This is a genomic window from Alteromonas sp. S015, assembly GCF_036864485.1.
In the GTDB taxonomy this organism is placed as follows: Bacteria; Pseudomonadota; Gammaproteobacteria; order Enterobacterales; family Alteromonadaceae; genus Alteromonas.
This window is the reverse complement of record NZ_JAZETO010000002.1, coordinates 230626-242332: the sequence shown is the minus strand read 5'-3', so window position 1 is coordinate 242332 and position 11707 is coordinate 230626. Positions and strand designations below refer to the sequence as shown.

Genomic DNA, 11707 nt, shown 5'->3' with positions numbered 1-11707 from the left:
ACTCGTTACTGCTGCTTTCGCGTAAACAAGGCCATCATCTCCATGTGATGGGTGAAGGGGAACATTTCTGCTACGCCCGCTTTTTCCATTTCATAACCTCCGTCTATCAACACCTTTGCGTCTCTAGAAAACGTACTTGGGTTGCAAGAAACATACACTATCGTTTTTGGTAGTGCTTTTACAAGCGCATGACAAACGGTCAACGCCCCTTCTCTTGAAGGGTCAAGCAGTACCTGATCAAAGCCCTGCTGTAATGAAGCCTCGACGTTGGTCTTATCGGCCAAATCTAAATGCAGCCACTCTACATTTTCAATGCCCTGTTGCTGTGCATTGTCTTTGGCGCGACGCACCATCTCTACCACACCTTCTACCGCCTGAACCTTTGCACCTAACTTAGCAATAGGTAAAGTAAAATTGCCCAGCCCGCTAAACCAATCGGCAATACGCTCGTTGGGCTTTGGGTTTAGCCAGTCAATGGCTTGGTTAATCATTTTTTCGTTAACCACTTTATTTATTTGAATAAAGTCGTTAGCACTGGGTGAAATTGAGCAGCCATTTACCGTGTTCATCACCATATCAGTACCACGGCCCACACTGCGAATTTGCCCCTGCTTATTTTCAAGCTTTAATTCAATACCGTAGACACCAACTGATGAACTCGTGTTCACCAATTCGCTGACAGCATCAATAAGCTCAGCTTCAAGGGCTTTGGTGTGTTTAATAACAAGATGTGAGGTGTTGTCGCCTGCAATAAGGCTGATATGCCCAATATGACGCGCTGACTCGAACCCTGTAAGCGCATCTCGTAAAGGGCCAATAAGTTTAGATAGCGGGTCGACCAGTATTGGGCAGGTTTCTACATTGATAACGTTACTGCTATTTGCTTCACGAAAGCCCAACTTAATTTGATTGGGGTTGCGGGCATCTATAGCCAGCCTTGCTTTTCTGCGATATTGAGGGCGAGGCCCTGCTAAAGGTGCTTGCCAAACTTGTGGCTTCATTGCAAGGTGACGTTCCATCATCACTTTAAGAGCACGGTCACGTTGCTCAAGCGCAGAGTCAGGCTTTATGTGCTGTAGCTGACACCCACCACATACATCAAACACAGGGCAAAAAGGCGCTTGCCTTTCATCACTTGGCGAGTGAATGTTTGTCGCCCTGGCGTTAATGACTTTCTTTTTGCTAGATACCACCTCTATGTCGCAGGTTTCTCCTACAAGGGCACCTTCAACAAATACCATCGGATTGCCGCGCACTACGCCATTGCCCATCCAGTCTAAATCTTCAATGGTGACCGTGTTAGGCTTTTGACTTTCACTGGTATCCGCTGCTTTTTTGCTTTTCCCAAATCGAAGTCCTGCGACCTGCGCGTTGGCTCTGGCATTCCCTTTTTTTGAAGCGCCATTCTCAGTAAGCGACGTTTTGCCTTTTTGCTTGCTGCGAGATTGTTTAAAAAGGTTTGCCAAGTGTGACTCCGGTTAGCTGCTTTACATGGTTTGATGTTAGTAGAGATTCTTGCACGCACTCACCCAATAGAAGTCGCCTACGTGGGTTAGGGCAGTTGCTCTATTCAGACTCTAGTATAACGGTGGCGACAGCATAATGCTGCTCATCTGAAATACTGACCACGCTTCGCGTGATACCTCGGTTTTTGCACATTGCAGCAAACTCGCCAGAAAAATGAAGCTCTGGCGCACCTAAATGGTTATTGCGCACTTCTATATGCTGCCAGCTGATCCCGTTTCCAATTCCTGTACCAAGGGCCTTCACTGCTGCTTCCTTGGCGGCAAAACGTTTGGCTAAGAAGCGAACCGGCGTACCGTGTTCGCTGAACTGCTGCCACTCGGCAGGCGTAAGTACTCGCTTGGCTAAGCGTTCATTAGCGCCATCGCCTTTACCAAGTCGCGCTATCTCTACAATGTCAGTACCTAGCCCTGCAATCGCCACGTTATCTACACCCTTTTGAATCTAAGGTTAAATGCCCGCTCGTGCTTCTAGCATAAGTTTACGCATATCAGCTACAGCCGTATGAAGGCCATCAAACGCGGCGCGAGCAATGATTGCGTGGCCAATATTAAGTTCGATTAACTGAGGGATAGCCGCAATAGGCTTAACATTGTGATAGTGCAAGCCGTGACCTGCATTCACTTTAAGCCCTAAGCTATCGGCGTACTCGATACCTTCGACTAAACGCGCTAGCTCTTTGTGCTGCTCTTCTTCGCTAGTGGCTTCTGCGTATTGGCCTGTATGAATTTCAATGTAAGGGGCGTTGCATGCTGCGGCAGCGTCAATTTGCGCTTTGTCTGCATCAATAAATAACGACACCAAAATGTTTGCATTAGCGAGTCGCTCACACGCCGCCTTGATGTTGTCAAAATTCCCTGCCACATCAAGACCACCTTCGGTAGTCAGCTCTTCGCGCTTTTCTGGTACTAAGCAGCAAAAAACAGGCTTTACTTCTTCTGCAATTGCCAGCATTTCTTCGGTTACCGCCATTTCCAGATTTAGTCGGGTATTAATGGTCTGCGCTAAAATGCGAACGTCACGGTCTTTAATGTGGCGGCGGTCTTCACGTAAATGAACCGTAATGCCGTCTGCACCTGCGCGCTCGGCGATATCCGCAGCATGCACGGGATCTGGGTAATGCGTGCCGCGCGCATTACGTAGCGTTGCGATATGGTCGATGTTAATGCCTAATAGAATCGTGCTCATTTCACCACCTAACCTGTAAGAGCGATAGAAGAGGCCTGCTCTTCGTGTTTAATACGTTACTTCAAGGGTAAAAATACCCTTCAAAGGAAAGACGCAATTGTAGCAAATTTTTTTATAGAACGTGCTTATTAAGCGTTTGAGTTAAGAGAAAATAATTTAAGGAATTTAGGCTAGTTTTAAGGTAGTTAATACGCTTTACCAAAAACTATGCGTTTGTAAATGTGAGCATTTAAGGACTAAGTAAAAACCCTCTAACGGGGCTTTGACATAAAGAGTTCCCGGCTTTTAAGTGGCTTGTCACCAATTAGCGGTTTAAGCAAGTCACGGCAAAGCACCTTAGCCACTTTTTTGCTAAGCGGCGTAAACTCCCCCTGTGACAAACTAATCAGTGCTTGTCCGGGAAAGCCTCGCATACCTGCCATATCATCGGGCAGTCGCACAAAACCTGCATCTATATGAAAATGATAGCTGCCGGATTCCTCTATGGGCATTTCGTATTCGACATCGGTGGTGAAATCGGGCAATAGTCCCATTTCATCAAGCAGTGCAAATTCAAACTGACGTAAGGTCACTTCTATGTCGTTCTCATCACGAAGAGACAGCAACGTATTTTCATAAGCATTGTGAACGCCATCGCTGGCAAGCCCTGCCGGCATAACGCGATTAGTTAGCTCATTAACATACATAGCGCAAAATAATGTCGTGCCCATAAGGTTGATGGATGGCGAGACGCTTTCAACGTGACGTAAGTTTTTTAACTCTGATTTTCCGCTTAACTGTAAACGGAGATGTTGAAACGGTTGGAGCAGGCTTTTCTTGTCAGATTTACTATTCTTCACCCCTTTCGCTACCGCACTAACACGCCCTTCTTCCAGGGTAAAAAAGTCAACAATATAGCTGGTCTCCCTGTAAGGGCGTCTATGCAGTACATAGGCATTTAACCATTCATTATTCATTGTTGCTCACTGTGTGTTAACTGTTGTCGAAGTGGTGCCTGTGGCAGCGTTAATATTAGCTGCGTTTAATACGAACCACTTTCATGGTTTCAAACTCAATGCTAGCCACTTCTTCAACGTGGCGATAATAGGTTACGTTCACCCGCGCGCCTTTTAAGCTTTGATATTGCTGTTTACGCCTGTAGATAAAAGGAACATCAATGCCTTCTAGCATAATGGTGTGGCGTACCCAGTCGCTGTCTTTCTCTTCCCGTTGAACGTGAGAAATCACTTTAGCATTGTCGGTTTGATTCAGCTGACTATGCTTTTCCACCAGCTTTTGTCTTTCGCTTTTCACCCTTGCCCCTTTTTTCCACTGCTTTGCACTTATTGCTTGTTAGACTTATTGCCATCCCTCTGCATGTGAACGCGCTACTGCTAACGCGCGTCTATTTGCTCTACAATAAGTTGCACAGTTTCTTGACCGCGAAACACATTGATATCAAGTCGATAGGCAATATGCACACGTTTGACCATGGCATTCGGCCATGATTTTAAATCAATGTTAAACGCAATAGCATCGACCTCATTGGCGCCATCACTTTTTAGCACCATTTTTAAGTGCTTTTGGCCAACCAAGCGCTGGTCAAGTAGCGAAAATTCACCATCGAATAACGGTGATTCAAAGCCCTGCCCAAATGGACCGGCTTGACGCAATAAATGCGCAAAGGGTAAACACAATTCCTTCGACGACAAGTCACCGTCGGAAAGTAAGGCATGATTACCCTCAAGCTTTTCCATGTGCGCACGCGCAATATCGACAAAAGCCCGCTCGAAGTCTTGAAGCTTAGCGACGGGCAAGCTCAATCCAGCGGCCATGGCGTGCCCACCAAATTTTTCGATAACGCCAGGGTAGCGTGTATTAACTTCATCAAGTACATCGCGAATGTGCACGCCAGGAATAGAGCGCGCCGAACCTTTAATGATCTCGTCGTCTTGATGGGCAAAAGCGATAACAGGCTTAAGATACTTCTCTTTTAAACGCCCTGCCACAATACCAATAACCCCCTGATGGAAGTCTTCGCGATAAACCACCAGTGCGCTTGGCATATCGCCTTCATCCAATGCCATTTGCTCTAGCACGGCTTCCGCTTGTGCTTTCATGCCGGTTTCAATTTCACGGCGTTCTTTATTAAGCGCATCGAGTTCCGCTGCTATCATTCGCGCTTGAATGGTTTCATCTTCTAATAAGCACGCTATACCTTGCGACATATCGTCTAATCTTCCCGCAGCATTAAGCCTTGGCCCAACTACGAAGCCTAAATCAGTTGAGGTTAAGTGAGCGCAATCACGGTTTGCCACTTCAACCAAAGCCTTAATGCCAGGTCGACACTTACTCGCTCGAATGCGCTGAAGGCCTTGATGAACTAAAATTCGGTTATTTTTATCAAGCACCACCACATCGGCCACGGTGCCAACAGCTACGATATCAAGCAGCGACGCTAGGTTTGGTGGCACTAGCCCCGCTTGTTCAAAATGCCCTTGCTGCTGTAGCTCAGCTTTAAGCGCAAGCATGACATAAAAGGCGACGCCTACCCCAGCCAAATTCTTAGAAGGGAATTCACAGCCAGGTTGGTTAGGATTTACTATCGCATCAGCAGGAGGTAGAACATCGCCTGGCAAATGGTGATCGGTAACAACAACCTGCATTCCCAACGACTTTGCATGGGTTACGCCGTCAATACAGGAAATGCCATTGTCCACTGTGACAATAACCTCTGCCCCTTGTTTGGCTGCTTCGTCCACGATAGGTACGCTAAGCCCATAACCAAAGTCAAAGCGGTTAGGTACAAGAAAGTCAACGTTGTGATAGCCCATGGCTCGAAGCGCTAATATGCATACCGATGTACTGGTTGCTCCATCAGCATCGAAATCGCCCACAATGATAATACGTTTATTTTGCACAACAGCATTGGCAAGAATTTGTGCGGCTTGCGGCATCCCCTTCAAAATTTTGAAGTGAGTTAGCCCTTTCAGACCATTCTCCAAGTCATCCATATTCGCAATATTACGACCGCGATAAATTCTATCGATAACAGGGTGTAAGTCGGAACTAAGCGAGGCGCCGGTAACCTCGCGGCGAACAATAGGCAAAATCATAAATACCACTAAACTAATACTGTAAATGCAGTTGACGATGTCAGTTCAAACAGGCTCTAAATAAAAAATTGGAGTCGGGACACCGGATAATTAGTGCAGATTCCAAGTAAACGCGCGAGTGAACTGAAAAGAAAAACTATACGAAAAAACGCTAGAAAATATGGACTGAATCATACCGCAGAAAACAAAAAAACGCACAAAGCGTGCGTTTTTATTATATTTAACGTTAAAGACTGAATAACTACTCAGCTTCCTCTAATGCTTTAGCAAGCAATGCAGCTGGCTGGTAACCAGGAATAAGTGTTCCGTCTGGTAATACAATATTTGGCGTACCGTTTACCCCTAGCTTTTGGCCTAACATATACTGCTCTGCCACTTTATTTTTGCAGCTTGCGCTTGCTACGTTATCGCCAGCTTTTGCTTTTGTTAATGCACTTTGTGGATTTTCAGCACACCAGACTGACACCATATCATCATAGTTCTGGCTATTTAACCCAGAACGCGGAAACGCAAGGTAGTGAACGGTAATACCCGCGTCGTTAAGCTCACCAATTTCGTTGTGAAACTTGCGGCAGTAACCACAAGTTATATCTGTGAACACACTTATCTCGTACTTTTCATTTTTCGCTTTAAACGTAATCGACGATGACTCCATCTCTTTTACGCCTTTTTTACGTAGCCCAGAGAGCGCGAGCTCCGTCTCGTTGCGCATTTCTTCGTCAATGTTAAAGACGCGAGCCTGAAGCAAATACTGCCCATTTTCGCTTACGTAAAATAAGCCGCGGTTTGTCGATACCTGAACTAGCCCAGATACTGGAGAGTCTGCAATGGTCTCTACATCTAACCCTAGCGTTGACGTTAATTTATCGCGGATAGCGGCTTCGTCAGCTGCTTGCGCGCCAAGCCCGAATATGGAACCTGCCGCAACTACACTTGCTAACAATACTTTCTTTACTGCTTTCACTAAAACTCTCCATTATGCCATTTAAGCATGCATGTGCTTACTGGCTTAGAATGCGGCTACTCGAATATGTACAATCCGACTTCACACAACTGCTAAACATTTTCATACTTATTACTTTCAGACCGTAAAACTTAGCAAAAAAATTACACCTTTCAGGCTAATTTTTTGTTTATCCGTGTCCATTTGAAATAACAAGTAATGACTAAACGGCTATGAGTAAACGGTTTGGCTAACGCACTTCAGCACTATCCCAAAGCGTTTTCTCCTAAAACAATGTAACGCTTGTATCCTATCATACACCTTTTCATTTACTACATGTCTTAGCAGAGCCTCGTCGTACACAACGTCCAATTTGTAGCATTTTTCCATACTCTTTTTTCTCATTTTCTAGCCACGGGGGTGATGGCTATGGATAAGCGTTTGCAAACGCTCCGTTGCTACATGGGTATAAATTTGCGTCGTCGATAAATCGCTATGACCCAACAGCATTTGTACAACACGTAAATCAGCCCCGTGGTTTAAAAGATGTGTGGCGAAAGCGTGGCGCAACGTATGCGGTGATAGATGCTGTTCAATACCCGCTTTCACCGCATAGTATTTAACGCGATGCCAGAATGTTTGGCGCGTCATTTTCTGTCCACGCTTGCTTAGAAAAACCACATCAGAAGCTTTACTAGCGAGTATTGGTCTTGCTGTTTTAATATAGGTCAGCAGCCACTCTATTGCATCTTCGCCAAGGGGCACTAAGCGCTCTTTATTCCCTTTACCCACAACCCTAACCACACCTTGCTGAAGGCTTATTTGATCCATTGTTAAACCAATAAGCTCACTTACACGAAGGCCCGTTGCGTAAAGCACTTCAAGCATACTCTTATCCCGACATTCGATAGGGTCGTCGGTAATGGGCGCATTCAGCAAATCTTCAACCTGTTGTTCACTAAGTGAGGAAGGCAAAGCTTTCGGCGTTTTGGGGTTTGATAGCGCGGAAACGGGGCTGTCTACACGTACTTGCTTACTGATTAGGAATACGAAAAAGGCCCGAATTGCGCTGAGCGCACGCTGGGTGCTGCGCGTAGAGAGCCCTTTGTCGTGTCGGAAGGCCAGATAGTCATGAAGCTGCTCAGTGGTCAGCACAGCAATATCTTTTACGCCTTGATTGTTGCTGAAGATAGCAAGCTTAGTGAGGTCGGTGCGATAGCTTTGTTGAGTATGATCTGACAGTCCTTTCTCAAGCCATAGCATTTCGATAAAGCCATCGATATGCGCCTGACTCGCCGCAGGCACATAAGTTAACTCACGTTCAGTTTTTGCCATTTAGAAGCCACGCTTTTGCTTGATCAGTTCGTAGGCTGATTGAATATCTTGAGCTTTCTTTTTCGCAATTTCCATTGCCTGCTCAGGTAGCCCTTTAGAAACTAACTTATCAGGGTGATGTTCCGCCATGCGCTTTCTGTAGGCGCGTTTTATTGTCTTTTCATCGTCGGATGCCGCCACACCTAATATGCGGTAGGCATCATCTAAACTTTGCTGCTCTGAATAAGCTGATTGGCTGTGCTGACGTTGACCTGAATGAGTTCGTTGCCCTGAGCCGGATGTAGAACGCTGCCTAAAACGAATCTCAGCTTCGTACATTGAAATAAGATAGTCCAAATCTCGGCGCCTGAAGCCCAGTGGTTTCGCTACTTTTTCAAGTACGCTGTACTCTTCTTGCGAAAGTTGGCCGTCAGCGAATGCGGCCTGAATTAGAATCTCTAAGAATACCTGCAGAATATCCCTTCTACCGTGGCTGGCGTCATAAAAACCTTTCAGTGTATCGATTAAAGGAAAATCTCGCGCTTTGCCTTCTCTAAATGCATCTTGTGCCTCGCGACGGGCATCACCTGTCAGGCGCATCTCATCCATTAGCGCTGTAGCGATTTGAATTTCTCTGTCTGTCACTTTGCCATCAGACTTAGCGAGGTGACCCAACGCGCTAAACAAGCTATGAAAGAAAATTGCTTGCTGCTTTAGATTGCCTTGGTCGGTAAAAAAGCGTCCAAAGCCACCTAACTGATTGAAGTCCTGCCGGTAGGCTTTATCAAAAAAGTGTCCGACAATCAGCCCAAGGATCGCCCCGGGTATTTTAAGGAACATAAAGCCAAACAAGGCGCCGAGGATTTTTCCCCAAATTGACATCGCGTCATACTCCGTTGGTGCACTTTATAAAAAGTTGATGTTGTAGTAGGTAATTCACGCCGTGCACAGCGTGTTAGGAACATTATCATATCAAATGCATAAGTTAATTACCTAGGACCTGTTGATCTTTGATGTACAAATTTCGGTCTAAATAAAAGCCTTTTAATCGCGAGACAGTTCTGCAAAGATCAACACGCCATAGGGCTTGTACAATTTGAAATCGAGCTTATTCCCACTATTTGTCGCAGTCTTTGATGCATTATGTACATAAAAGTGCATTTTTTTGTCTGAATGGTTGGTAATTATGTCAGAAGTGCTTAGAATTGAGCGCTTATACGAATAGTAATAGCGAGTGAAAGCGACATTACTTCTTTACCAAGAATTAATGCGCATAATCACTGTTTTTTTAAAACATTATGTGAACTAACCGAGACGGACTTCGTCTTACTTGGGTTTAAAAGCAACATACAACAAAACAGGCCGCCCATTAACGCATGAAAAAAACCTGCGCCATGCTTGTTTCCGCGACTCTTTTGCCTACAGTCGCGTTTGCACAGGAAACGACAGCTTCAAATGCCAAACCAGTACCAAATGCAGCCCCTCTTGCATTCTGCTCAGTCGAACCTGTTACTTTCAACAGTCAGGCATTGATGCCTAAAGGCCATGTAAAGGTTGAAGCAAACCGAACTGAAATTATCCAAGATACCGTAGCGCTTTTCTCGGGCAATGTTGATATCACTTCTGATACCGCGGTAATCAGTGCATCTCAAGCACAAATTAACGGTAACGGTAGAGACCTCATTGCAAAAGGCGACGTAACTTATCAAGACTCGCAGTTAAAGGTAAAAAGTGATGCTGTAACCCTTCGCTCTGAAGAAGAGCGCTTGGAAATGCAAAATACCCGCTATCAGCTGACGGGTTTTGTCGGACAAGGGGCCGCAAAAGATATCCTATTAGACACCGACACAGGAATTGTACTTAAAGACGTTAGCTTCACGACCTGCCCCGAAGGTGATGAGGATTGGCTAATACGTGCTAGTGAGATTAGTTTGGAGAAAGGGACAGTATGGGGCCAAGCTAAGCACACTCGTTTTTACATTGCCGATGTTCCGGTATTTTATTTGCCATATTTTGCGTTTCCCGTTAGCAATGAGCGCCAAACGGGCTTGCTGTTCCCAGAGTTAACTAGTTCAAGCAGAACGGGCGTTGACTACACTCAACCTTTCTATTGGAATATTGCCCCCAACTATGACATGACTCTTTCACCGCGATTAATGTCCCTTCGCGGCTTGCAGCTTAATACCGAGTTCAGATATCTAACAGAAGACAGCCAAGGCAAAGTTCACGTAGAATATTTGCCAAGCGATTCAGATATTAACGGCAACCCTGACCGATATTTCTACCGTTTGGAACATCAGGGGCTTATCGCTGACAATTGGCTACTTAACGTTGATTTCAACGGATTAAGTGACGACAATTATTTAGTTGATTTGGGGTCAGATTATTACAGCCGAGCCGACACTCACCTCTATCGAAGTGTTGGTTTAAGTTACTACTCTCAAAATCTATCGATAAATATGCAGATAAAAGATTTTGAAGTATTGGGTAATACCGCTGATAGCTATCGTGCCGTACCTGAAATCAAAGTTAGTTATAACAAGACATTAGGCGAGTATTTGACATTCAATTTAGACTCAGAAGTTGCCCATTTTGACAATACTTTGGATACCGCCCCTACGGCTACTCGTTTTCACATTGCGCCGACTTTATCGGTGCCGCTTCGCGCCGCATGGGGTGAATTTGTCGCAGAAACCACCCTTTTTGAAACGATTTATCAACAAGACAACGTTGAAGGAACCGACTTAAAAGAAGACGTGGAACGCACACTCGGTCAAGCTCGTTTATACGGCGCGTTGTACTTTGAAAGGGATACGTCTTGGTTCAGCGATAATATGTCGATGACCTTAGAGCCAAAAGTGCAATACCTTTACACGTCGTATGAAGACCAAACTGCTATTGGTTTCTATGACTCAACGCCGCTACTCACCGACGTTGAAGGTTTGTTTAGAGGTCAGGAATTTACTGGCCTTGATAGAATTAGCGATAACAACCAAATCACCCTTGGCGCGACAACACGCATGTTGGATAAAAACAATAGGGAACAATTTGTTCTTAGTGTGGGTCAGATATTCTACCTTGAAGATAATAAAGTTATTGCTGCAACCAAGAATCAAGATCGTTCAGCGCTCGCCGCTGAAGTGGACTGGCGCTTTAATAAAAACTGGTTCTTCCATTCTGATGTGCAAGTGACCACTGACACAGACAAGGTTGACTTAAGCAGTGTGGGCATAGAATACCGCAAAGATGATGCACGCTTTATTCAATTGAGTCATCGCTATGTTCGCGACTTAAGTGGTGAAACCATAGATCAAATTGGTATTTCAGCAAGCTGGCCTATTTCGGAGAATTGGCAGTGGGTTGGCCGAACTTACCGTGATCTTGAGCGCAGTAGAAGCGTGGAAACTTATACAGGAATACAATACGAGTCATGTTGTTGGGCCGTACGACTTGTCGCACAGCGCAGTCTGAATAACCGTTATAACGCCAGTGGGGAGCAGACGACAGACGACTTCGACTCTGGTGTATCACTACAATTTATTTTCAAAGGTATCGGGTCATCTGGTACCCAAAGAAGCATGCTTCAGGACGGTATGTTTGGCTATCGTCAGCCTTATAGTTTAAATTAACCTGCAGTTGAGCG

The 11707-nt window shown here is 45.3% G+C and carries 10 protein-coding genes; 1 reads left to right on the top strand and 9 read right to left on the bottom strand.

Features of this window, described 5'->3' with window-relative positions; translation table 11 throughout:
- Nucleotides 1-5: 5 nt before the first annotated feature.
- From rlmD to djlA, 9 genes are all read right to left on the bottom strand, one after another.
- Nucleotides 6-1466, bottom strand: a complete 1461-nt coding sequence (gene rlmD, locus V7R42_RS05095; RefSeq protein ID WP_334019123.1) for a 23S rRNA (uracil(1939)-C(5))-methyltransferase RlmD — start codon at nucleotides 1464-1466, stop codon at nucleotides 6-8.
- A gap of 100 nt (nucleotides 1467-1566) precedes the next feature.
- Nucleotides 1567-1947 carry a holo-ACP synthase gene (gene acpS / locus V7R42_RS05090; protein WP_334019122.1) on the bottom strand — a complete coding sequence of 127 codons (381 nt, stop codon included), beginning with the start codon at nucleotides 1945-1947 and terminating at the stop codon, nucleotides 1567-1569.
- Nucleotides 1948-1974: 27 nt separating this feature from the next.
- Nucleotides 1975-2712 carry a pyridoxine 5'-phosphate synthase gene (gene pdxJ, locus V7R42_RS05085; RefSeq protein ID WP_334019121.1) on the bottom strand — a complete coding sequence of 246 codons (738 nt, stop codon included), beginning with the start codon at nucleotides 2710-2712 and terminating at the stop codon, nucleotides 1975-1977.
- Between the two features lie 251 nt (nucleotides 2713-2963).
- Nucleotides 2964-3668 (bottom strand): DNA repair protein RecO, encoded by a 705-nt coding sequence (gene recO, locus V7R42_RS05080; RefSeq protein ID WP_334019120.1) that lies wholly within the window; start codon nucleotides 3666-3668, stop codon nucleotides 2964-2966.
- A 55-nt stretch (nucleotides 3669-3723) separates the two neighbouring features.
- On the bottom strand, nucleotides 3724-4005 hold the full coding sequence (locus V7R42_RS05075) for a hypothetical protein (protein ID WP_334019119.1): 282 nt from the start codon (nucleotides 4003-4005) through the stop codon (nucleotides 3724-3726).
- Between the two features lie 80 nt (nucleotides 4006-4085).
- Entirely contained in the window at nucleotides 4086-5807 is a 1722-nt protein-coding gene (recJ, locus tag V7R42_RS05070) for a single-stranded-DNA-specific exonuclease RecJ (protein WP_334019118.1), read from the bottom strand.
- Nucleotides 5808-6048: 241 nt separating this feature from the next.
- Nucleotides 6049-6771 carry a bifunctional protein-disulfide isomerase/oxidoreductase DsbC gene (gene dsbC, locus V7R42_RS05065; protein ID WP_334019117.1) on the bottom strand — a complete coding sequence of 241 codons (723 nt, stop codon included), beginning with the start codon at nucleotides 6769-6771 and terminating at the stop codon, nucleotides 6049-6051.
- A gap of 387 nt (nucleotides 6772-7158) precedes the next feature.
- On the bottom strand, nucleotides 7159-8085 hold the full coding sequence (gene xerD / locus V7R42_RS05060; RefSeq protein WP_334019116.1) for a site-specific tyrosine recombinase XerD: 927 nt from the start codon (nucleotides 8083-8085) through the stop codon (nucleotides 7159-7161).
- The gene (gene djlA, locus V7R42_RS05055; protein WP_334019115.1) at nucleotides 8086-8946 is read right to left on the bottom strand and encodes a co-chaperone DjlA; all 861 of its coding nucleotides are present in this window, start codon (nucleotides 8944-8946) and stop codon (nucleotides 8086-8088) included.
- Nucleotides 8947-9440: 494 nt separating this feature from the next.
- Between djlA and lptD the strand changes: the two genes are divergently transcribed.
- Nucleotides 9441-11693 carry an LPS assembly protein LptD gene (lptD, locus tag V7R42_RS05050; protein WP_334019114.1) on the top strand — a complete coding sequence of 751 codons (2253 nt, stop codon included), beginning with the start codon at nucleotides 9441-9443 and terminating at the stop codon, nucleotides 11691-11693.
- Nucleotides 11694-11707: the final 14 nt, after the last annotated feature.